This window comes from Enterococcus sp. AZ084, from assembly GCF_051714905.1.
Classification (GTDB): Bacteria; Bacillota; Bacilli; order Lactobacillales; family Enterococcaceae; genus Enterococcus_B; species Enterococcus_B pernyi.
The window spans coordinates 916346-941379 of sequence record NZ_JBIOSS010000001.1; the positions used below are offsets into that span (position 1 = coordinate 916346).

The window sequence follows — 25034 nt, forward strand, 5'->3', positions numbered from 1 at the left end:
ATTTTATGGAAAAACAAACAAGAAGTGCAAGGCGAGATAAATCACGAGAACCGGAGACAGAACAGACGAATCTATTTTTAGATATCCTATTGAAATTGCGTTATGTGATCGGCTTACTGGTGATCGTTATCGTTGTGACCTTCAACTTGAATGGTAGCTCGATCGGCAGTTGGGATAACTATGTGTCCCAAAGAGATGATGGGAAAAAGACGGATGTGATTTTTGGTCAAAATCGAGAAGTTCGCTCAGATGAATGGCTGGTACAAACGCCTTTTTACTTCTCTCAAGCAGAATCGGGTTATCCGGTCATCAACGAAGATTATTCACTGAATGGTCAAAATATGATCATTGCCTACAATTCACCAGTGAAAGATATCACTGTTATCGGTAAACCATTTAACTGGGGATTCTTCTTTTTAGGAAGGGATCGAGGGTTATCTTTTTATTGGGCAATGAAACTGGTAGTCATGGTTTTGTTAGGATTTGAACTCCTGATGATCTTGACGAAACGAAACAAACCACTTTCGTTGATTGGTTCATTTGCATTGACCTTCTCACCAGCTGTTCAATGGTGGTTCATGCAACACGTTGGCGATTTGATCTTCTTTACGATTGGTTTAATGGTCGCCTTTTATCATTATTTTTATCAACATGAAAAAAAGTGGCTGCGTGCATTGATGATGTTACTAGTAGTCATATTCGGTCTCGGATTTATCTTAGTCATCTATCCGGCCCATCAAGTGATGCTCGCCTATCTATTAGTTTTTTATTTTGTCGGTTTACTGATCTATTACCGCAAAAAAATACAATGGGATTGGTTTGACGCTGTATTGATTACTGCTGCGTTGTTGTTTATTGGTATTGTCATGTGGCATTTTTGGTCAATTTCTAAAGATGCGTTACTCGCCTCTTTGAATACGTTGTATCCTGGGAATCGAGTAAGTACAGGTGGTAAATGGAAATTTAGTGAATTTTTCTATTTCTTAACGAACTGGAAAATCCCATTCGAGGATATCAGTTTCTCAAATAATTCAGAAGTAGCATTATTTTACCATTTCTTCCCAACTGTCTTTTTAGCAAGTCCATTTGTCTTGTTTGGGAAAAAAGACGACGATCAAAAAATCATTGGTTGGATCTTAATGCTCTTTTGTCTCTTCGCGATTTTTTGGATCACCGTTGGCTTGTCTAGAACGATGGCTCAATTGACGTTGTTATCATTTGTCCCACCGTTTCGTGCAATCTTGACTTTTAGTTTTGCGGCATTCCTACTATCGATTTGGTTTATCGCATATATTTGGAAACACGATGTCATCCCTACATGGTATAAATTCGTCTTATTGATTGCTAATGCAGGAATCTATTACTATGCGTTACAAGGTTCCAAGATGGAAGGGTATTTCTCAGACCTTGAGCTGATCAGTGTAATTGTATTGGGAACACTCCTTTTAGCATTTGTACTGTTTCGACAACGTGTACTTTTCTACCTTTCATTTAGTGCATTGATCATTGCTTCTGGTTTCTTTGTGAATCCAGTCGTCCAAGGAACAGGCGCGATTTTTGAAAAAACGTTAGCCAAGGAAATCCAAAAAATCGATCAACAAGATCCTGGTCAAGTATGGTTGACCGAAGATGAGCTCTATAATTTCACACCGGCTTTAGGGGTAAAGGCATTCAATACGGTCCGCTTTTATCCAGACAAAGCTGCATGGCAATTGATTGATCCAGAAGGCGAATATGAGCGTTTCTACAATCGTTATGCCCATACTAGAGCTTTTATTGCCAAAGAAGATACAGCCTTCAAGCTAGATCGTCCAGACATGTTCTCAGTGACTCTGAATTTTGATGATGCGGAAAAGTTAGGCATCAAATATGTCGTAACCAAGCGTCCTTTAGATGACTATAACCAGCGCAATGAAGCGCAGTTCACTAAATTATATGGACCAGACGACGATGGGCACATGATCTATGAAGTTGCCTATCCAAACTATGCTATTTGGCAAACACAATCAACAGGTCAATAAAAAACATATAGTTTGAAGAAGATGTGTGCAAAAAAAGGGGGATATTGGATTAGCCAGAGACCTTATTGGTTACGCTGATCCAATCATCCATTCTTAAAAAGTATTATTTAGAAGAGGAGGTGGAAACCATTCAAACATTTGTCGAAAAATTCATAAATAAAATGAGTACTGGGATTTTGTTGTTGATGCTGATCGCCCTTTTTTCTGTCTGGACGATCGGTATAGGAACACCAACTACTTTATTTTTATATGAGCATAGCGCACAATTCGTCACGTTTGGTGTCTTTGTTTTAACAGGACTGAATATCTATAAAGCAAGAGGATTTGACTTTTTTTATCTAGGAGTAGCAGTTGTAATCTTCTGTTTCTATACGTATTTCAGTGGAATACGAGAAGGTTCTTTGGCAGGTAATCTGTTGATCCCGATCTTGATTCTGATTGGATTGAGTGTAAAGTGGATCGGATTTGACAAAGTAGATCGGGGAATTTATTTGCTTGTCTTCTCATTTTTCCTTGCTGTTACGGTATATCGAGTATTTACAGAGATTCAAGTACCTGAAGGACAAAGTATATGGAACCAAGATAATAAATTATCCGATATTTGGATCAATACAAATACGATCGGTAGCTCGTTGATGATGCTTGGACTACTGATCAGTGGTTTCGCCAGTTCATTTGAACGTTGGTATATTCGGATTCTTGGGATACCAGCGATCATTGCTGCATTTTTAGGGATCTGGGTATGTCAATCACGCTCGGCATTGATTGCGATCATCATTTTTGCTTTATTGGATATCTGGCCTAAAAGATTCTTTAAATTTATTCGTGCACCTTTTATCGGCTATTTAGCTATTTTTAGCTTGGCGCTACCGATATCCTATTTAGCTGCCACTTCTGAAGAGATCAATCTCTTCACTGGAAGAGAGGGCATATGGCTGAAATTTTATCAAACGATTTCCGAGAGTACGGAGCAACTACTGGTTGGAATGAAACCTTTTCTATATTTTCGTGGGGATGAGGTTTTAGGTAATCACAATAGTTATAACTCTATTTTGAATTTATATGGATTGATAGGAATCGCAATTGTAGGGATTTTATTACTTGTTTTTGTTGGAAGACTAACACTGAAAGCTGATTATTCGAATGGACAGCTTACGTTCTTATGGGCATTCATGGCAGTAATGATCCAATCGTTTATGGAAGATACATTGACTTCTTTCCCTTGGGTACCTATCGGCTACTTGTTGTTAGCGATGGCAAGTCATCGTTACGATCAACCACCAGGTAAGCAAATAAAAATACAAGAGGAAAATCAACTGTCAACTTCAAGACTTGCACGCTATCACTGAATTTGAAAATAAGGGGTGTGAGACAACAGCAACAATTATTTTGTCTGTCACCTTAGAATCGAATAAATGGTGGAAACAGGAGCAAGCACTTTGGAAATAAGGCTAAACACTTCTGTTCCAACCTCAAACAAAAAAATAAAAACGTGGGTAAGCCTTTTTTGGCAGGCCCACGTTTTTTGCTTCATTGCAATTAAGTATCATCTTTTGTAAAATAGTAACGTTGACAAAAAGTTTGCTTAATAGAAAATTAAGAAACAACGAATATCGCAGTCCTTGGCTCAATATGTGGTAAAATGGCTGTTGACTGTAATTAATTGAAACTGCTTGGAGGAACACAAATGTTGAAAGATTTGTTTTTATTTATGAAGGATATCTATCAAAATCGAAAGCTATTACTTCAATTCTCGTTAAACGATTTTAAATCGCGTTTTGCGGGTTCATTTTTAGGGATTTTATGGGCGTTCATCAATCCCGTGTTTACGGTTCTCATTTACTGGTTAGTCTTTGGCTTCGGCTTGAAAGCGGCAATGACTGACGGGAAGTATCCGTTTATCGTCTATCTGATCACAGGGATGGTCCCATGGTTCTTTTTCTCAGATGCATTTACCTCTACAACACTTGTTTTCCGGGAATACACCTATTTAGTGAAAAAAGTGGTATTCAATATCCGTATCTTACCAACAACTAAAATCCTTTCAAACTTGTACTCACATATGTTCTTTATTTTGATTGGATTAGTCGTAACAATGGGACATGGTATTTTTCCAACGGTCATGTCTTTACAATTGATTTATTATCTATTTTGTATGGTTGCCTTTTTGACCGGATTGACGTGGTTGACCGCATCGATTCAACCTTTTATACCAGATATCATGCAATTTATCACAATTTTGCTACAGCTGATTATGTGGACATTGCCGATTCTTTGGAGTCCTAGTCAATTTAATCCAGCAATCATAAAGATTCTAAAATTAAACCCACTGTATTATGTTGTTCAAGGTTACCGTGAATCATTTTTAAGTCAAGCTTGGTTCTGGGAACATGGTACTTATACAATCTATTTTTGGGTAGTTACATTAATCATGTTCGTAATCGGTTCCTTAGTGTTCCGTAGATTGAAACCACATTTTTCAGATGTGCTGTAAGGAGTATAGTTATGACAGAATACGCAATTAAATTAAACAACATCACTAAATCATACAATATGTATGCGAAACCGACGGATCGTTTTAGAGAAGCTTTGAATCCTTTCAAGAAATCGTATCACGATGTGTTCTATGCATTGAAAAATATTGATGTAGAGATCAAAAAAGGTGAAATGATTGGTTTTGTCGGTGAAAATGGTTCTGGTAAATCGACGATGCTCAAAATCATTACAGGCGTTTTGACTCCAACAAGTGGAACCATGGAGATCGAAGGAAAGATTTCTGCCTTACTTGAATTGGGTTCAGGTTTTAATCCAGAATATTCTGGGTATGAAAATATTTATTTAAATGGAATGGTTCTTGGCTTTTCCCGTGAAGAAGTCGATGCGATGGTGGATGACATCATTGATTTCGCAGATATCGGAGACCACGTTTATCAACCAGTCAAAACTTACTCAAGTGGGATGTTCGTTCGCTTAGCTTTTGCGGTAGCGATCAACGTCAATCCAGATATTCTGATCGTTGATGAAGCACTCGCAGTTGGAGACTTAGAGTTCCAATTGAAATGTATGGAAAAATTTACAGAAATCAAAAATTCTGGAAAGACGATTTTATTTGTTTCCCATGATATCAGTTCGATCCGTCGTTTCTGCGATCGCTCTTACTGGTTAAAAAATGGTGAAGTCGTAGAATTTGGTGACACGATGGATGTGACAACCAATTACGAAAACTTCTTAAAGAAAAAATCAGTAAAAACAGTGGATCGTAACAAAAATCAAGTGGAGCGTTTTGCTGCCCCAGATATCGTCGATGTGTTAAGTGCTGAGTTACTAGATGAAAACAAGCAACCAATCGATATGTTAGAACAAGGGGAAGATCTTTATGTCAAGGTTACTTATGAAGTAAAAGATGATACCATCAAGAAACCTGTGTTAGGGATTGCTCTGCGAACGGTCGATAATTTCTATGTCTGTGGCTTGAATACCTTACTGGACGATATCACGATTCCTTGGGAAAAAGGAAAAAATGTCTTTTATCTCAAGTATAAGAAGTTAGGCTTACTTGCTGGTGAATACTATTTCGATGTGGCGGTTTTTGAAGAAAATGCCACTGTTCCATTAGTTTATAAGACGAAGTATATGAACTTATTTGTGACAGGTTCTTATATTGGTGAAGGGATCGTGGTCTTGGATCACCAGTGGAAAGAAGGAGATCAAAACAATGAAGTATGATTTCGAGATGGACTTAGATGAACAAAGTAGCGTAGGTAAGATTGTCGGACAAATCAAACCGGGAAGTAAAGTCTTGGAATTTGGTCCAGGCAATGGACGCATGACGAAACATTTGATCGGTGCAAAAAACTGTGAAGTAAGCATCGTTGAACTGGACAAAGAACTATTTGATTACGTCAATGAAATTGCACAAGATGGTTTTTATGGCGATATTGAAAGTTTTGAATGGGCAAAATATTATGCTGGTCAAACGTTTGATTATATATTATTTGCTGATGTCTTGGAACATTTAGTGGATCCTTTGAAGACATTAAAAAAAGTCAGAGAGTTTCTAAATGAAGAAGGCGAGATTTTGATTACTTTTCCTAATCTCGTGCATAACTCTGTATTGATCCACCTCTTTAATAACGAATTGCCGTGGGCTTCGTTTGGGCTACTAGATGAAACACATAATTCATTTTATACCCACGAAGGCTTTCAAAAAGTATTTGCAAACGCTGATCTGCACATCAACATTGAAGATTATTTATATCTAGCAGTAGGGGACACTGAATTGAAGTCAGCATATACTGACTTACCAGAAGCAGTTCGTTATGATTTCAAAATGCGCCCATTTGGCGAAGTGTATCAGTACTTCTTTTCATTGAAAAAACACCCAAATGTGGAAGCTAAAATCAATTCACCGCAAAATTCAAATTATGTCAAAATGATGGAAATCATCAAAAAGAGTACGCAAGAAGAAATATTACAGATCCCGTTCAATAATTATACGGGAGAAAACCAAGTATTGACTTTTCCACTGACAGAAGAACCGGCAAGTTTTATTTTTCAATTTGAAAAGCAACCAAGTTACCTTGAGTTCAGTGTTGAAGTAGACGGAGTAAAGCTTGATTTTATCGCATCGAATGCGGTCATCAAAACAGCGACAGACTGTTATATCTTTGATGGATCAGAAACACCAAGACTAGAATTGACCGATATAAGTGGAGAAACGATCAAAATCTCTTGCCATTATCGATTCATTGGTGAATTACCAGCAACGATGGCTGAAGTCCTTAGAGAAATCAAACCTATGGCTGCTGTTCAAAAAGAACTATCTGCTGAAAACGAGAGATTAACAAAAGAAAACCAGCACTTACAAATAGAGAATGAAGAGCTGACGAAAGTCTTAAAGACTACGACTGGTCGATATTTTGACTTGTTGCAGCCTAACAATTGGGCAATAAAGCCAAAAGGACGATTAGGGAGACCAAAAGAAACGGCAAAGAAAATCCAAGCCAAAGATCTTTCTCTTTGTATCGATGAAAAAAATTGGGATCCAGAAACAAAATTACTCAAAATCATTGGATGGGGAATTTCAAATGCGGAACGTAAACCTTTATCATATAAGTTGTCTGTAGATCAATCACCATTCTTCGAGGTTCAGCAGATTGAGCGAGCCGAAGTGAATGAAGCCGAAAAACTTCCTCCCCACACAAAAGCTGGTTTTGAGATCCAGATAGCGTGTGAACAAGAAAAATCATTTTTGATCGAATTGATTGCAGAAAATGGGCAGTCTTGGCTAGTTGAAATATAAATAACTTATTAGGTAAAGGAGTACCAAACCAGTGCAAAAAAAAGAAATTGCTGTATTTATCGATAAAATCACTCGTGAGCGGGCGACCGGCGATTTATTGATCGTTGGTTGGGCAATCGATGAAGTAACGAAAGAAATACCGACGATCCAAGTTGAAAAAGAAAATATTATAGAAAAAAATACACCAGTCGTACGTTTAGATATCAATCATCTCTATGATTTGGATGTAAAAACGCAAAGTGGTTTTAATCTTCGATTATCTGGAAAGATGAAGGGAAAAGCAATTTTAGATTTTCAAACGAAAGATCATCAAAATGGAATAGCCGTCAAATTGAATGGACGCTATCCTTATGATGATGGCATCGAGTCGAGTTTGGAAAAGAAAAAACGATTGTTGAAAAAAGGGTTGAACTATGCTCGAACGCATGGCCTAAAAAAGGCTGTACGTCGTGTGAAAATGGAATTGAAACCAGGTTCGATCGACTATGCACAATGGATCGCTAAGCATGAACAAATCGACGTTGCAGCACAAAAAACAAAAGCGCAAGCCTTTGCCTATCGCCCGTTGATTTCTGTCGTGATGCCAGTTTATAACGTAGAAATCAAATGGCTAGAAAAATGTATCGATTCTGTGATTGCTCAAACATATGACCATTGGGAATTATGTATCAGTGATGATGCCTCTACCGATCCTAAAATCCATAAATGTTTAGAACGTTATCAGCAAAAAGACCCACGGATCAAAGTTGTCTTTCGTGAAGAAAACGGGCATATCAGTTTAGCCACGAACTCTGCACTTGAGATCGCTGAAGGGGAATTCATGGCATTACTTGATAATGACGACGAACTTCCTGTCAATGCATTGTTTGAAGTAGTCAATGTCTTGAATGATCGGCCAGAACTTGATTTGATCTATAGTGATGAAGATAAGATCGATGCTGATGGCAATCGCTTCGATCCTCATTTTAAAGCAGACTGGTCACCCAATACTTTGATGGGAAATAACTATATTTCTCATTTAGGCGTCTATCGATTAAGTATTGTCAAAGAACTAGGTGGGTTCCGAAAAGGCTATGAAGGTTCACAAGATTATGACCTAGTTCTTCGTTTTACCGAAAAGATCCCAGCAGATCATATTTATCATATCGACCGTGTCCTTTACCATTGGCGTACGATTCCAGGATCAACAGCTAGTAGTGGAGAAGCTAAAAGTTATATTTACGATTCTGGTGTGAAAGCTTTGACCGATGCGTTGGCTCGTAGAAATATCAAAGGGCAAGTGCGACCAGGTAGAATCTCAGGATTTTATGAGATCAACTATGACGTCTTACAAGAGGAGCTAGTCAGCGTCATCATCCCAACCAAAAATGGGTATGACGATTTGAAAATGTGTATTGATTCGATCATCGAAAAAACGACTTATCCTAACTACGAGATCATTGTAGCTGATAATGGTAGTACTGATCCGAAGATGCAAAATCTTTTCGACTCATATAAGGAACAACTAAAAGAACGCTTTATTGTCGAATTGATCGATATCCCATTCAACTATTCCCGTATCAATAACCTTGCTGCTGAAAAAGCTAGTGGAAAGTATTATTTATTCTTGAACAATGATACGGAAGTGATCGCTCCTAATTGGATGACAACGATGGTCTCATATGCTCAGTTTGATTCAATTGGCTGTGTGGGTGCAAAACTTTACTATCCAGATGATACGACGCAACATGCGGGTGTACTCGTTGGCATCGGTGGCGTCGCTGGTCACGCGTTGAATAATTATGACCGCACACATTGTGGCTATTTCGGACGATTAGTGATCGACGTCGATTATTTAGCAGTGACCGCCGCTTGTATGATGGTCAAAGCGGATGATTTCAAAGCGGTGGGTGGCTTCGATGAGACATTACAAGTTGCTTTCAATGATGTAGACTTATGTCTTAAAGTCTATGAACTGGGCAGAAACAATGTGTATGCTCATCAGGTTGAACTATATCACTTTGAGTCAAAATCTCGCGGGTACGAAGATACGCCAGAAAAGCAGAAACGCTTTGCGGGTGAAATCAAAAAAATGCAAGATAAATGGCCAAAATATATCGCACATGATCCTTTCTATAATGACAATTTGACCAAACAAGGAATTGGCGATTTTTCATTACGACCAGAATGATTCTTGCATATTATGCTATGCCTTCAACAAAACTTGATGCCTCATCAAGTCTTGTTGAAGGCATATTTTATGGGGACTGTTTTTGACACAACAATGTTGCTAAAGCAACTAAGAGAAACTTTGAATTTAGGTTACAATTTGGTTATTCACTATGTTTTTAAAGTGTGCTATGGTAAGATGATAGAGGTATTATTTTGTGGTTAGGAGTGTATACATGAATAAAAATGGAGAATGGAATGCTGCTCGTCGGATATTCATTATCATGCTGGATGTCTTAGTTTACAATGCAGCGATATATATAAGTTTCTTATTGAAATTTCAAGGAGAAATTCCCACACGGAATTTTGAGACCTTTCAACATTCTGCAGTGTTTATATCTATCATCTTTATCGTCTTGAATATTTTATTAGGGGCATACGTCTTCTATAATCGGATGATCAGTGACATTATATTTGTGACTGTAATAGGGCAAGTATTGATGTCTTTAGGTGTAATGGTGGTGACTTTCGCTGGTCGATGGTTTGCCTTTCCACGGGCAGTTATTCTTTTATCTTTGGTAGTAGGAACAGTTTTACTGAGCTTATACCGTATCTTGGTCTACAAATTATATTTGAAAGTCAGTAGAGACAAGAAAGTAGTGATCGTTGGACTTGAAAAAGATGTTGCTCCAGCAATCCAAAATTTCCAATCTAAAAAAAATAATAAACATAAAGTTGAAGCGGTCGTTATCGATAACTATTATGAAAACATCAAGAAGATGATCGATACGATCGATATCGTCTACTTGTCATCACATATTGAAGAAAATGAAAAAATCAAGATTTATCAATTAGTTACTAAGAAGGAAAAAAAATTATTTTTGAATACGACTTTTGAGAATTTAACAATGATCAATCCAAACATTATGAACTTTGAAGATGAAAGTATCATTGAAGCTTCTGGTTTCAAGATACAACCAGAAGATGAATTGTTCAAACGCTTATTCGACATTATCATTTCCTTTATCTTACTGATCCTTGCATCACCTTTCATGTTGCTTACAGCAATACTAGTCAAAGTGACTTCACCAGGACCAGTGATCTATAAACAAGTCCGTATCACTAAAAATCAAAAAGAATTTTCAATCTATAAATTCCGGTCAATGACAGCGACAGCGGAAGCAAAATCAGGACCTGTCTTAGCGAAAAGTAATGATGCTCGAGTAACACCAGTCGGTAAATTTATCCGTGCTGTACGTTTTGATGAATTGCCACAGATTTTTAATGTGTTAAAAGGCGATATGTCGATCGTCGGTCCACGCCCAGAAAGACCTTTCTTTGTGGATCAATTCAATGCAGAAAATCCTTATTATTATTTGAGACATAATGTCCGTGCAGGCATCACCGGCTATGCCCAAGTATATGGGAAATATGTTTCTGACTATAACAGCAAGTTACGCTTTGATTTGTTGTATATCAAAAAATATTCGTTAATGATGGATCTAAAGATCTTATTGCAAACGATCAAGATCCTTTTTGATAAAATGTCTTCCCAAGGATTAGAAGAGGATGAAAATGCCAGCTCATTAAAAGAAATAGATTTTCCCCGAGAAAAAATTTATAGTTGAGTTGGAGGAGCTGAAAAATGAAAAAACCGATTTTCAGTATTATCGTTCCTGTCTATAATGCCGAAGATACAATCGAGCGTTCGATTAATAGATTGCAATCGTTAGAATTTAATGATTATGAAGTGATATTAGTGAATGATGGCTCTACGGATAAAACAGAACAGTTAATCCATCAATTAGTCGACAAAAATCCTAAGTTTCAATGGGTGACAACTAAAAACCAAGGACCAGGATTTGCACGTAATGAGGGGCTCAATCGTGCGAGGGGGGAATACATCCTCTTTTTTGATGCAGATGACACTCCGAATCGAGCAGTATTAAAAGAATATGAACAACTTTTGAAAAAACAACCGAATGCTGATTTGATTGTGAGTTCCTTCATATTTCGAACTATTGATGATGAAAAAGTAATCTCTGAAAAGATAAATCAGGTCACCGAACATCGATATACGAAACGAGAAGAATTTTTGCAAGACATGTACACATTGATGAATCAGCAACTGATGTATGTTGTTTGGAATAAATGCTACCGTAAAGATTTGTTAGAAAAATATAGTGTTCGATTCAAAAATTATAGTAGTTGTGAAGATCGAATTTTTAATTTAGATTATTTTGAATACTGTGATGAGGTCCTAATGAATCCTAGTATTGTTTATACCTATGAATTCCAAGGTGGCAAAGGAATAACAAATAAATATAATAAAAATAAGTTTCAAACATTTGAAGACTTTTATTTACGAGCAAATGAAGTGACAAATAATAATAATAAAGCAGGAATGGCTTCCCTTTTATTAAAAGGAACAACGTCAGTTCTTTTATCGATTGCTGAAACGTATCAGTTAACTAATATTGAAAAGAGACATGCAATAAAAGAAATTTTAAATAGTGATGTAATAAGAGAAGCGCGCTCGATTGCGTGTACTGATTCGATCATTAAAAAATTGACAAAGTTTTATTTCAACCTACCAAGTACAATCGCTTATCATACTATTATTTTTGCAAATAAGATCCAGCGAATTAGCCCGCGATTAATCGCTTTATTAAAAAGAAAATATTAAGTTCTTACAGTTAGTTAAGATCACAAAAAGGAGAAAAACATTTTATGAATATTGCTTTATTAACTGCTTCAGGTACTGGAACTAGAACAGGACAAGATATTCCAAAGCAATTCATCCATGTGAATAATATTCCAATCCTAGTTTATACACTGAAAGCTTTTGAAGAACATCCAGAGATTGATGAAATTTGTGTGGTTATTTTAAAAGGTTGGGAAGAAATGCTGACTGCTTATGCTAAGCAATTCAATATCACAAAACTAAAGTATATTGTTGAAGGTGGTAATTCTGGACAAGAATCAATTTATAATGGATTGAAAGAAATCTACAAAAAAAGAGCAAAAGATGATGTTGTATTGATCCATGATGGTAATCGACCTATGGTCAGTGAAAAAATCATCAGTGAGAGTATTGCAGTTTATAAAGAAAATGGAAATGCTGTAGCTGTTATTCCTTGTACAGAAGTTGTTTTCACATTAGAAGAAAAAGGAGAGACAAGTTCAGTAAATTCATTGAATCGAGATCTTTTAGTTCGTACACAAACACCGCACACGTATCAATTGGGTGAAATTATCGAAACCTACCAATTAGCAGAAGAAAAAGGAATTAATGATATGGCAGCTTCATGTCAGTTGATGCAAGTTTTAGGAAAAAAATCTTACTTTTCACCTGGATCAGAGAAAAATTTAAAAATCACTACTTTAGAAGATTTAGAAATTTTTAAAGCATTATTGAATTCAACAAATGATGACTGGATCAAGTAAGGAAGGTAAGAAAATGAATCTATTAGAAAACGAAACTTATCTTTCAAATCTAAAAATGTGTGTTCAAGAAACTACTGATATATTTCAAAAATTCAAAGATAAATCTGTCATGATCACAGGAGCAAGCGGATTGATTTGTTCTGCGGTGGTCGATTTATTAATTATCGCTAATCAAGAACTTGATTTGCAGATGACAGTATATACTCTTGGAAGAAATATCGAAAGATTAAAAACACGTTTTTCTACTTATTCGGCAAGTAAATGCATTGTACCAGTATTGTATGATGCGACGAAAGAGTTCACTTTTACTAATAAAGTAGATTATATTATTCATGGCGCGAGTCATGCGAGTCCTGAACTTTATTCAGAAAAACCTGTAGAGACAATGCAAGGCAATATTTTTGGGCTAAATTCATTATTGGAATTTTCAAAGAAAGAACAAGTTGATAGACTGTTATATGTATCATCAAGTGAAGTCTACGGAGAATTTAGTACAGATAGACCTTTACTTGAAACTGATTATGGTTATATTGACCTATTGAATCCACGATCTTCTTATTCTATGGGGAAACGTGCAGCTGAAACATTATGTGTTAGTTATTTAAAAGAATACTCAGTCAAGAGTGTAATTGTTCGTCCAGGACATATTTATGGTCCTTCAGCAAAACAAGAAGATAAACGTGTTTCCTCAGCATTTGTTTTAGATGCTTTGAAAGGTAAAAAAATTATTATGAAAAGCACAGGTAGCCAAATAAGATCCTATACGTATAGTCTGGATTGTGCTACTGCCATGCTATATGCACTTGTTAAAGGAAATCCTGGAGAAGCCTACAATATATCCAATCCATGTTCAATTATCAGTATTGCAGAGATGGCTAAAACGATTGCGGAAATTGGGAATGTTGATTTGGAGTTTGATTTGCCTACTGCAGGTGAAGCAAAACAATTCAATCCTATGAATAACTCCAGTTTGAATAGCGAAAAGCTGAGTGCTTTAGGATGGAAAGCATTTTTTGATGCAAAAGATGGATTTAAGAATACTTTGGATATCTTATCAGAAAGTATCTCAAAATAATTCTATACTTTTAACCGTTATAGAGTATTAAATATAGAAAAATAGGTGATTAAGTGAACAAAGTGAAAAGAGTGTTACATTTTCAGGGGAGAATGGGCAAAGGTGGAGCCGAATCCTTCATGATGAATCTATATAGAAGAATCGACCGTCATAAAGTACAGTTCGATTTTTTGATTTATGATGATTTTGCACATGTGACAGATTATCATGAAGAGATAAAAAAACTGGGTGGAAGAATATTTGTAGTGACTAATCCCAAAAAAAACATCATAAAGTATTGGTTTGAGGTTAGAAAACTTTTAGCAGAACAGCATTTCGATATCGTTCATAATGAAGTGTATTTTGGCGGAGGCATCAACCTGTTATTAGCTAGAAAACGAGGAATAACACAACGAATAGCACATAGTCATGCCACTAGTGACGGAAAATCGTCTAATTTTTTAATGAATTTACTAAGGAAATATTTACATCATTTACTTATTAAAGAAGCAACTGATTTTTTAGCTGTTAGTAAAGAAGCTGGAGATAGCTTATTTCAAGGTCATCATTATGAGATTATTCATAATGGTATTGATTTATCATTGTATAAGACGGATGAAGATGTACGTGCGGAGAAAAGAGCGGAGCTGGGACTTTCCCCAAATGATTTTGTTATCGGGAATATTGGACGTCTCGAAAAGCAAAAAAATCAAACCTATCTCATTGATATCGTTAGCGAACTATTACAAAAGAAACCAGATGCAAAATTGTTGATTGTTGGAGCGGGTTCGTTGCAAAAAAGTTTAGAGAAACAAATAACTGAATTGAGCCTATCAAAAAATGTGTACTTGCTAGGTGAAAGAAATGACATTCCAGAGTTGTTTCAAGCTATGGATGTATTTTGTATGACATCTTTGTACGAAGGTCTTCCAATGGTCGGCTTAGAGGCTCAGGCAAGTAGAAAAAAACTCGTATTATCGAGTACGATTTCTCCAGACACGAAATTGACTCCAAACGTTACTTTTATTAGTCTTGATGAAGCTAAGGCAACTTGGTGTGAAGCAATTTTAAGTCAGCCTTTGAATAATGAAATAACACAAGAATTAATGGAATATGATGTTAGCCATACATTACAACAAATGTTAAAGGTATATAAGGTTTATTAGAGGGAGTAAGCAATGTCTGATTATTTAAGTACAAAAGAAATCCATGAAGGTTTGCTAGATTTATTAAAATTTTTTGATCAGTTTTGTCAAGAACACGATATGACATATTTTTTAGCTGGAGGAACCTTACTAGGGGCCATTAGACATAAAGGTTTTATTCCATGGGATGATGATGCAGACATCATTATGCCAAGAAAAGATTACAATAAACTTATCAGCTTAGCACATAAATTGCCAGACTTTCTAGAATTAAAAGCTTTAGAAATCGATAATAAATGGGAATATGCTTTTACAAAAATAAACGATACACGAACGTATATCGATGATGATTATCGAGTTGCCCAGCATGGATTATTTTTAGATATTTTTCCGATTGATTCTGTACCAGAAAAAACTTTTAGCCAGAAATTTTTAGTAAAAAGAATGAAGTTATTAGATGTTTTTAGAGGTGCAGAGAGTAAGAAAAAGTTTAAACCAGAAGAAAAATTTATTTTTATCAAAAAAATGATTGCTAAGTATGCTAGACGTAAGGGTGCGAATCACTTTGCTAGGAAGATGGATCAACTCGCTAAAATTACGAATGAGCGACAGATTGATTCTAGTTTAAAAGGAGTAAGTGTATCAACAATTTATGGAGTGAGAGAATTTTTGCCATCTAGTACTTTTTCTGAAGCTGTCTATGTAGAGTTTGAAGACACGAAGTTATCGATCCCAAAAAATTACAAAGTTTATTTAGAGAGTCTATATGGAGATTACATGCAATTGCCACCTTTAGAAAAGCAAAAAGGAGATCACTATAAAATAAAAAGACATAAGAAAGAAAAGTAGGTAATATAAATATGAGAGATAAATCTTTTACAGTTTCAGTGATTATGCCGACTTATAATGGTGAAAAAAATATCATTGAACAATTAGAATCAATCAAAAATCAAGAACGTATGCCTGATGAAGTATTATTATGTGATGATGGTTCAACCGATCGCACGGTTGAGATCGTAACTAATTTTATAGAAGAAAACCAATTATCTGGATGGCAGTTGTTGATCAATGAGGTAAACATCGGTTGGAGAGAAAATTTCATCCGCTTGATTCACCAAGCAAAGGGGGATGTGATTTTTTTTAGTGACCAAGATGATATTTGGTACCCGCACAAAATTAAACATATGTCTGAAAAGATTATGTCGGACCCGGAAAATATAAAAGTACTAGTTTCTAATTATGATGAGCTACTTGAAGAAAATGGTGTCTCTTATCCATGTGAAAAGAGAAAGATACCGACAAAAAAACCAAATGATTATATTTATTTTTCTAAAAAAAATGTATTTTTAAATCGACCAGGATGGGTTTATGCTTTTCAAAAAGACTTTATTCCGACTTTCGATGAGTTTCTCGAAACATCACTTTATCCAGTTCATGATATGGCGATGTGGTCTACAGGTGTTTTAACAGACAAGTTATATCTACTAGATGAAAAAACAGGATTATGGCGAAAACATGGAAGTAGTGCCATGCAAATTGAAAATGAAGAAACAGAAAAAACTGCAGAAACTAAGAAAAATATACGTTTAGGAAAACTGGAGTTATTAAAAATTCTAACAGAATCAAATTTGAATTTTGTTCAACGAGTTGATGTGCCAAATAAAGAGTATAAAATAAAAACATTGAAAGCTTTATTAAAGGAATTAGAAACAAGATTAAAGATTATCGAAGAAGATAAACCAATGGCTGTGTTGACATCTTGGAACTCTTATACAGTTTTGCATTCTTTTCTAGCTGATATCTTATACTTTACAAAAAGCAGAGTGAATAAAAAATACCGGTAATAAATGGAGGAAAATACATGTCCAATAATAGTCTGTCGCCTAAAGATATATATTCTTTTTTTAGAGATCATTTAAAAGTATATGTTGTTTCATTTATAGTAAGTTTACTTCTTGTAGGTGGGTTATTCTTCTATTCAAATTATTCTCAAAGTAAGATTGAAAATAATAATCAAATAAATCGTCCATTATTCTCATTTATTTTAGAAAATAGCCAAGGTAACATCATGACTGCTTCAGGGGCTGTAAAACAAGTATTTTTAACTAGTTTACAGGAAAAAAATCAATTTTCAGATGAGACACTTGAAAAATTAAGTGTAGGATACAATGATATCCAAAATACGATTGATGTTCAGTTTACAGATGATGTCCCAGAGCAAGAACAAAAACAAATATCTGAATTATTGCAAAAGGAAATGACTAATAACGAGTTACCATTTTTTGATAATAAAACGTTCTATTATATCAACAAAGATATCCAATTTAATAAAACATTGCCAGCACAAGTGAGTGAAGGAATTAGTACAAAAAAAATCATTTTATTAGTATTAGTAATGATAGTTATTACATTGGGTCTAGGAACTCTTTTAGTAAGTTGGAAAGAGTACAGAACCAAAGTTATCACGCAAAAATTCACACTGGGAAATGATGTTCAAGCGATTGATATCAATTCCTTAGACTTATCAACAGTAGAAGAAAAACTAAATATTATCAATTCACTATTGAATGGCACATCTGAAAATAAATTTTTGGTTTTAGAAGAAAATAATACCATTGATAAAAATAAAATTTCCAAGCATGATGATACAAATATTTATTCAAATTTGAATCATATTATTGAGCCTGTGTCGTTTAAACCAGATGAAATTTTAATTGTTTGTTTTAAGAAAAATACGACAAAAAAATGGTATAGAGAACAATTAGAGATTGCAAAAGCTTTAACTAATATCATTAAAATAATCTATATATAAGGAGAACAGCATTGTACATTTATGTAGGAACATTCGCACTGCTAGCGGTATTGTCAGTTTTGGAATATTTTACTAGAAAAAAAATATTTTTTTATGCTGGTATCGTATTTTTAACGTGTTTAGCAGGTTTTAGATTTTCTACGGGATATGATTTTTCTTCCTATAACAATTTTTTTGATAGGTTAATTAATTGGGATAAAATATTCGATGGTAGTATTGATGCAGAACCTGGATATCTTTTATTAAATTATATCGTACGTGAGCTAGGAATGAATTTTTCAACTTTTATCTTATTATTTTCTATAATAAGCATGTTATTGCTCGCTTATGCACTTAATAATTATTTTCCGGTTCCATCAATTGCACTACTCTATTACTACTCTAGATTTTTTCTAGTACGTGATATGGGGCAAATAAGATCTTCTATTGTGGCTATCATATTCTTATTGGCTTTACCAGCGTTCAAAAAAAGAAATTTAAGAAATATTATTCTACTTTCGTTAGTAGGTTCATTATTTCATATTGTTTCTATTTTTATTATTCCTGCGTATCTTTTCGTACAGATTGTTAAAGAGATCAACGTCCCTAAAGAAATATTTCTGATTTCATCTAGCGCATTTGTAGGAATCATTTTCTTTTTCCCAAATTTATTTAGGTTTATGATTCCAGATCGTTACTATGGTTACTTATCTGGGTACTATGCACAAGGTAGTTGGATTTTTAATCCGGTATTCATAATGCAATTAGTCATACTGATTGGCGCAACTATTTTCGTAAAAAACAACAATACAGTTTTTACAGAAAACTTTAATATAATATTGTCTTTATATTGCTTATCGACGATTCTGTTAGTGTGTTTCGGACCTTTAGCAACAATTGGTGGAAGAATCAGTACAATATTTTCAACAGTAGAAATTTTTATCGTACCCATTGTATTGGAGAAACTTTTTAAAAATAAATTTCTATTCTTAATAACTTTTATTTTGTTCAGCTTCTGTATATTTATTTTGATTTTTATTGTTTCTGGCGCATATAATTCATATGTTCCATACAATACGATATTCTTTAAATAATTAATAGTATTCAATAGATTAGCTTAAATACTACTAAGGTTAATTTGTAAGAAATATAGAGGTACAAGCACTATATATAAGTTGGTTTTATTAAATAGTATGACAAAGTAGGTATTAATAATGAATGATAAAGCAAGAAACGTAATGAAAAACTTATACTATACTGTAGCTGCAAATTTTGCTACTTTAGGAATATCAGTGCTATTAAATCTATTTGTGCCAAAACTTTTAGGTGTTACTGAATATAGCTATTGGCAACTTTATGTTTTTTATTCGTCTTATGTAGGTTTTCTACATTTTGGTTGGATTGATGGCATCTACTTAAAAATTGGCGGAGAAGAATATGATCAGTTGAATAAACGAGATTTGGGTACACAGTTTTGGTATCTAATGATCTTTGAACTATTCTTATCTTTCTTTGTAGCTATATGGGCCTGGTTGTTTCTTCCTCATTCTGAGCAATCAGTCATACTTATCTTAACAGCAATAGTGTCAGTCGTGACGATTATAAAAACATTTGTTTTATATATTTTCCAATCGACGAATCGAATCAAAGAGTATGCACAACTATCAAGAAATGATCGATATCTATATGTTTTATTTATTGCTATTTACTTTTCTTTAGGTGGTAGAAATTTCTTCTGGTTGATTTTATTAGATATCCTTTCTAAATTGTTGGTAACATTATGGGGAATGTCTTTGATTAAAGATATGTTAAATGTCAAATTAATCAATTTACGAGTTTTATTCCCAGAAATATTAGATAATATCAATATTGGTAGTAAATTAATGATTAGTAATATTGCGAGTATGCTGATTATTGGAACAATCCGTTTTTTTGTGCAACAAAAATGGACAATCGAAACGTTTGGTAAGTTATCATTCACACTAAGCCTTTCAAATATGTTTTTGACGTTCATCAATGCCATTGGCATTGTTATGTTTCCTTTATTAAGAAGGACGAATAAAGAGAGATTGCCTGAATTGTTTCGAATTCTTAGAGGATTATTTGTCCCATTAACGTACGGATTACTAATATTTTATATTCCTGCAAAAATCATTTTAAGTTTATGGTTACCGGAATATGCAGAAAGTCTTAGGTTTATGGGGATTTTATTCCCAATAGTCATTTATGAAGGAAGAATGTCATTACTGATCAATACGTATCTAAAAACTTTGAGAAAAGAAAAAACGATTTTATTTGTAAATATCATTACGTTAGGAGTAACATTACTTGCGTCTTTATTTGTGATTTTCATTGTTGGAAATTTAGATTTGACTGTTTTACTCATTTTAATTAGTTTGGCCCTACGTTGTAATCTGGCTGAATTTTTCTTATACAAAGATTTGCGATTAACAATAGGTTGGAAGCATGTTATTGAAACATTATTAACTGTGCTATTTATTTTAAGTAACGTACTATTCAATGCATCTTTCGCAAGCATGGTTGTATACGTTGTTATTTATATTGTATATCTTGCTTTTATACATCGATCAATTATTGCTAGCTATAAAGATTTTCGTATTTTACTAAAAGAACGTTAATCTAAATTTCTGTATAAAATCATTCATAAAACGTCTCGTAAAAAATATTTTATTTTCTACGAGACGTTTTCGATTACACTGCATAGTGTTCAATATCTTATCATGGTAAAATAGGTTTATATTTTTTAATAAATAATTGGAGTGAATAAAGTGGATAAAATATTAATTACTGGTGGAGCTGGGTTTATCGGTTCAACATTGGCAAATCATCTAGGAGATCATAACGATATTGTAGTTATTGATGATTTATCAATGGGGAATAGAGAGAATTTAGATCAAACAAAAAAAATCACTTTTATTGAAGGTGATGTCAGTGATAAGCAAAAAATGGAAAAGATTTTGCAATCTCACCAGTTTGACTATATCTTTCATTTAGCTGCTATAGCTAGTGTTGCTGATTCCGTTGAACGGCCGTTGGAAACTCATCGAGTGAATTTTGATAGTGTCTTGATGTTACTTGAGTTGATTCGTAAGTATCAGCCAAATTTAAAGCGTATCGTATTTAGCTCTTCTGCAGCTGTTTATGGAGATGAACCAACACTACCTAAAAAAGAAGAGTCAGTTATTCGACCGTTGACGCCTTATGCTATTGATAAATTTGCCGCTGAACAATATGTACTTGATTATTGCCATTTGTATGATGTGCCCGGAACTGCGGTACGTTTCTTCAACGTATACGGTCCAAATCAAAATCCAAATTCGCCATATAGTGGGGTGATCTCGATTTTAGTGGATCGCTATAAAAAGCAACTTGCTGGTGAAAAAGCGTCATTTACTTTATTCGGCGATGGCAGTCAATCAAGAGATTTTGTCTATGTCGAAGATGTCGTACAAGCTTTATTGCTTGTTTCGAAAGAAGAAAAAGCATTAGGACAACAATTCAATGTTGGAACGGGAAATAGTACAACTTTACTTGAATTGATCCAGACGATCAATCAGATTCTTGAAGTTGAATTACTGTTAGATTACCAAGAGGAAAGAGCAGGAGATATCCACGACTCTCTAGCTGATATAACTAAGCTTTCAGCACTAGGTTATCAACCTAAACACAGCATACTTGATGGCATGAGAAAATATTTAGCAACAGAAATAAATACGACAAAATCATAAAGTTTCTATATCCAAGTAACAACTGAGAAAACCTTGTATCAAGCCAAATTGCTTATACAAGGTTTTCTCCATTATTATTCAATTATCTCAGATGACAGGTCAACACATTCCTTATTCATCATTTCCCAGCAATTTATAAATCTGATCTCTAAGATCGGTGGCAGTTGTTTTATATTTTTTATCGGCTTGGATATTACTTTCTAGTACAACTGCATCAGAGGTATCTTTTTTCATTGCTAATACCGCATGGAAACGATTGATGTTTCCTTGAGCAAATATGGTATCTCTTCCACTGTAGACCCCACCATTATATGGACGTCCACTCAAATTCTTTCCCCAAAGAGAAAAAAGTAAATCTTTTGGAATCAATTGCCCTTTTAATACTTTTGTAAAAAATTCATTCAAGTCATAGACGGACATACTGATATTTCCAGTTCCTAATTCATTACGTATATCTGTTTCAGATTCAGTCAAAGCTTGATGATAATCATCGTCTGGACTCATTTGATAAGAGACTGCGTGTTCTGAAGTGTTTTTGACTTGGTCATAGAAGGTCGTCTGTTTTAATTGTAAGGGAGTGATGATTTGGTCATACACCAACTTTTCGTATGGCTGATGAGTCAATTTCATTAAAATACCTGTTAGTAATGTGAAATTCAATGGTTCATATTTGTAACTTTGATCATTGGTATATTCGAGATGGTCTAGGGCAAACTGGATCACCTCTTGATCATTCATCGGTACGGTCGGAGAAGCTGTTTTTTTCAATCCTGATCGCATATATAATAAATCTTTGATCGTGATTTTATTGCTACCGTTGATTTGGGGATAAAATTTATCCAGTTTTGTATCTAGAGAAAGTTTCCCTATATCAACTTGTTTTAGAATCAGTAGTGCAGTCATTGCTTTTTGGATCGAGCCAATTTGATAATACAAAGATGGAGTATTTGGTTGCTGTGCTTCTTCGTTAGCGTATCCGTAGCCCTTTTCAAGGATCACTCGATTGTTTTTACGAATATAGACAGATCCGACATAATCATTTTTTTGTAACAATTGGTCGATTTGATCGGCAAGGACCTGTTCATCTTTGGTCAAATCTAGGGAATCGTTTGCCACTTGAATCGAGGCGGATACTCTTGACTGCGCCATTTCATAGGTAGCCCAAGTGATAATCCCAATAGTGACGACTAAAATGAATAAGCAGATTTTTTGAGAAAAAGAAAAATGGGAAGCTTGTTTTCTTCTTAAATGTTTCCTTGTGTTCATGTACATCAATCCTTCCTGTCAAAGAGCTTAGTGATTTAAATAAGCAGATTATTGTTATTTAGTAAATAAGAATCATTTTATTTTCTATTTTAAGCCGAAGATAATCGATTTACTACTTACAATTTTGACATAAGAATTGTTAAAAATAATTCACCTCCGCCTGAATTTCATGTATAATGAATAAAGTTATGAAGTTGATAGTAAGGAGGAGTTGTTTTGTCAGAAAACAAACAACATCCAGATGAGAAGAGACGACGACAAAAGAATGCAACTGATTCGACAGATGTAGTCAGTAAGCGAAAAGACCTACGTAAAAAAGAAGATAAAATCGTAGGAAAAATTATTTTAGTGATTGCGCTTACGTTGCTAATTATTGGATGTGTATTTGGTTTTACGGTCTATCGCTATATTGATAGTGGTTTAAAACCTTTAGACTCAGAGAATGAACAATTGGTTTCGATCGAAATCCCTAGTGGCTCTTCAAATAAGCAAATCGGAGAGATTTTAGAACAAGACCATATCATCAAGAGCGGTATCGTATTTAATTATTATACAAAATTTAAAAATATGACTGGCTTTCAGGCAGGCTTCTACCAATTAGCCCCTAACATGACGTTAGATGAAATCGGTAAAGAGCTCCAAGAAGGTGGAACCTCAGAACCTACAGAAGTGGCAGATGGGAAGATCACGATACCAGAGGGATTTGATGCAGAGCAGATTGCAGAACGAGTAGCAAAAATCACTGGGAAAGATAAGCAGGAATTTTTAGATCTACTAAAAAACGAAGCCTTTTTCACGGAATTGACCCAAAAATATCCTGATTTATTAGAAAGTGCAGCTAAGGCAGAAAACACCAAGTATCGCTTAGAAGGTTACTTATTCCCAGCGACTTATGATTACTATAAAGATATGTCACTCAAAGATCTGATCATTCAGATGGTCGATAAAACGAATACCGTGTTACAACCATACTTCTCAACGATCAAGCAGCAAAATCATACGGTTCAAGAAATCATGACACTTGCTTCATTGATCGAAAAAGAAGGGGTATCTGAATCAGATCGTAAAAATATTGCCAGAGTTTTCTATAATCGGATTGACATAGGGATGCCATTACAATCAGATATTTCTATTTTATATGCGTTAGGTGAACACAAGGAATTTGTCTCTTATGAAGATACGGCAGTCGATTCACCATATAATCTTTATACAAATAAGGGATATGGTCCAGGACCGTTCAATAGCCCGAGTGAAGCAGCTATCCAAGCTGTTGTTGAACCAGCAGAGAATGATTATTATTATTTTGTCGCAGATATCTCTACAGGTGAGGTTTATTTTGCAAAAACATATGAAGAGCATATGGAATTAGTACAAAAATACGTAAATAATTAAAATTGAGCGCTGGCTGTAACTTTATTTATTTTTAGAAAAACATTTACATTTTAGAAAAAGCATGGTAATCTTTTTTGGACTGTAGTCCGTAAAAGATTACCTTTTGCGGTATTCCATAGAAAAAGGAGAAGAGTTATACATGGTAGAAAAAGTATATCCTATGACGCTTGAAGGAAAAGCGAAATTAGAGCAAGAATTAGAAGAATTAAAAACAGTTAAACGGGGAGAAATCATTGAACGAATCAAAATCGCCCGTGGCTTTGGTGATTTATCTGAGAACTCAGAATATGAAGCAGCTAAAGATGAACAAGCTTTCGTAGAAGGACGTATCACGACAATCGAGAATATGATTCGTTTTGCACAGATCATTGACAATGATGGCGTTGATTCGGATGAAGTATCTATTGGTAAAACAGTGACGTTCATTGAGTTACCAGATGGTGAAGAAGAAGAGTATACGATCGTGGGAAGTGCTGAGGCAGATCCTTTCTCAGGAAAAATCTCAAATGATTCACCGATTGCACAAGCTTTGATCGGCAAATATAAAAATGATGAAGTAACGATTTCAACACCTGGTGGCGATATGCAAGTAAAAATCGTCAAGGTCGCGCAAGCATAAGTTGAAATTTAGACACAGATAATCAATTATTGGTTTGTCTATACAAAAAGGTCTGGGACCATGACACAAAGTCCCAGGCCTTTTGCTGTAGAAAGCGATA

Annotated in this window: 20 protein-coding genes; 19 read left to right on the forward strand and 1 reads right to left on the reverse strand. The window is 34.7% G+C overall.

Annotated features, from left to right (window positions below):
- Positions 1–5: 5 nt before the first annotated feature.
- The 17 genes from IGI79_RS04340 (at position 6) to IGI79_RS04420 (ending at position 21657) form a co-directional block, all read left to right on the forward strand.
- Positions 6–2021: a DUF7657 domain-containing protein gene (locus IGI79_RS04340; RefSeq protein WP_438845723.1), complete on the forward strand. Its 2016-nt coding sequence runs from the start codon at positions 6–8 to the stop codon at positions 2019–2021.
- Positions 2022–2140: 119 nt separating this feature from the next.
- Positions 2141–3370 carry an EpaQ family protein gene (locus tag IGI79_RS04345; RefSeq protein WP_438846063.1) on the forward strand — a complete coding sequence of 410 codons (1230 nt, stop codon included), beginning with the start codon at positions 2141–2143 and terminating at the stop codon, positions 3368–3370.
- A 338-nt stretch (positions 3371–3708) separates the two neighbouring features.
- Entirely contained in the window at positions 3709–4515 is an 807-nt protein-coding gene (locus IGI79_RS04350) for an ABC transporter permease (RefSeq protein ID WP_019722596.1), read from the forward strand.
- Between the two features lie 11 nt (positions 4516–4526).
- On the forward strand, positions 4527–5747 hold the full coding sequence (locus tag IGI79_RS04355) for an ABC transporter ATP-binding protein (protein WP_010735938.1): 1221 nt from the start codon (positions 4527–4529) through the stop codon (positions 5745–5747).
- A complete protein-coding gene (locus IGI79_RS04360; protein WP_438845724.1) occupies positions 5737–7323 on the forward strand; it encodes a class I SAM-dependent methyltransferase in 1587 nt (528 codons plus the stop codon). The genes IGI79_RS04355 and IGI79_RS04360 overlap by 11 nt, the downstream gene beginning before the upstream one ends.
- Positions 7324–7354: 31 nt before the next feature.
- Positions 7355–9493, forward strand: a complete 2139-nt coding sequence (locus IGI79_RS04365) for a glycosyltransferase family 2 protein (RefSeq protein ID WP_438845725.1) — start codon at positions 7355–7357, stop codon at positions 9491–9493.
- 214 nt (positions 9494–9707) lie between these two features.
- A complete protein-coding gene (locus tag IGI79_RS04370) occupies positions 9708–11099 on the forward strand; it encodes a sugar transferase (protein ID WP_066025917.1) in 1392 nt (463 codons plus the stop codon).
- A gap of 17 nt (positions 11100–11116) precedes the next feature.
- Complete coding sequence (locus tag IGI79_RS04375; RefSeq protein ID WP_104775517.1) at positions 11117–12157, forward strand: glycosyltransferase family 2 protein; 1041 nt, start codon at positions 11117–11119, stop codon at positions 12155–12157.
- 44 nt (positions 12158–12201) lie between these two features.
- On the forward strand, positions 12202–12918 hold the full coding sequence (locus IGI79_RS04380) for an IspD/TarI family cytidylyltransferase (protein ID WP_010735933.1): 717 nt from the start codon (positions 12202–12204) through the stop codon (positions 12916–12918).
- A gap of 13 nt (positions 12919–12931) precedes the next feature.
- Positions 12932–13993 carry an NAD-dependent epimerase/dehydratase family protein gene (locus IGI79_RS04385; protein ID WP_066025919.1) on the forward strand — a complete coding sequence of 354 codons (1062 nt, stop codon included), beginning with the start codon at positions 12932–12934 and terminating at the stop codon, positions 13991–13993.
- A 62-nt stretch (positions 13994–14055) separates the two neighbouring features.
- Complete coding sequence (locus tag IGI79_RS04390) at positions 14056–15138, forward strand: glycosyltransferase family 1 protein (RefSeq protein ID WP_181265045.1); 1083 nt, start codon at positions 14056–14058, stop codon at positions 15136–15138.
- A 12-nt stretch (positions 15139–15150) separates the two neighbouring features.
- Complete coding sequence (locus IGI79_RS04395) at positions 15151–15966, forward strand: LicD family protein (RefSeq protein WP_104775518.1); 816 nt, start codon at positions 15151–15153, stop codon at positions 15964–15966.
- A gap of 11 nt (positions 15967–15977) precedes the next feature.
- On the forward strand, positions 15978–16961 hold the full coding sequence (locus IGI79_RS04400) for a glycosyltransferase (protein WP_104775519.1): 984 nt from the start codon (positions 15978–15980) through the stop codon (positions 16959–16961).
- Positions 16962–16978: 17 nt separating this feature from the next.
- On the forward strand, positions 16979–17929 hold the full coding sequence (locus tag IGI79_RS04405; protein ID WP_104775520.1) for a hypothetical protein: 951 nt from the start codon (positions 16979–16981) through the stop codon (positions 17927–17929).
- Between the two features lie 11 nt (positions 17930–17940).
- The gene (locus IGI79_RS04410; protein WP_010735927.1) at positions 17941–19002 is read left to right on the forward strand and encodes an EpsG family protein; all 1062 of its coding nucleotides are present in this window, start codon (positions 17941–17943) and stop codon (positions 19000–19002) included.
- 120 nt (positions 19003–19122) lie between these two features.
- On the forward strand, positions 19123–20547 hold the full coding sequence (locus IGI79_RS04415; RefSeq protein ID WP_066025922.1) for a lipopolysaccharide biosynthesis protein: 1425 nt from the start codon (positions 19123–19125) through the stop codon (positions 20545–20547).
- Between the two features lie 150 nt (positions 20548–20697).
- Positions 20698–21657, forward strand: a complete 960-nt coding sequence (locus IGI79_RS04420) for an NAD-dependent epimerase/dehydratase family protein (RefSeq protein ID WP_108146301.1) — start codon at positions 20698–20700, stop codon at positions 21655–21657.
- Between the two features lie 111 nt (positions 21658–21768).
- Here IGI79_RS04420 and IGI79_RS04425 read toward each other — a convergent pair whose 3' ends face one another.
- Entirely contained in the window at positions 21769–22923 is a 1155-nt protein-coding gene (locus IGI79_RS04425) for a serine hydrolase domain-containing protein (RefSeq protein WP_195273383.1), read from the reverse strand.
- A gap of 216 nt (positions 22924–23139) precedes the next feature.
- Here IGI79_RS04425 and mltG point away from each other — a divergent pair, with 216 nt between their 5' ends.
- Together mltG and greA are read left to right on the forward strand one after the other, a co-directional pair.
- Positions 23140–24315: an endolytic transglycosylase MltG gene (gene mltG, locus IGI79_RS04430; RefSeq protein ID WP_104775522.1), complete on the forward strand. Its 1176-nt coding sequence runs from the start codon at positions 23140–23142 to the stop codon at positions 24313–24315.
- A gap of 139 nt (positions 24316–24454) precedes the next feature.
- On the forward strand, positions 24455–24934 hold the full coding sequence (gene greA / locus IGI79_RS04435; RefSeq protein ID WP_010735922.1) for a transcription elongation factor GreA: 480 nt from the start codon (positions 24455–24457) through the stop codon (positions 24932–24934).
- Positions 24935–25034: the final 100 nt, after the last annotated feature.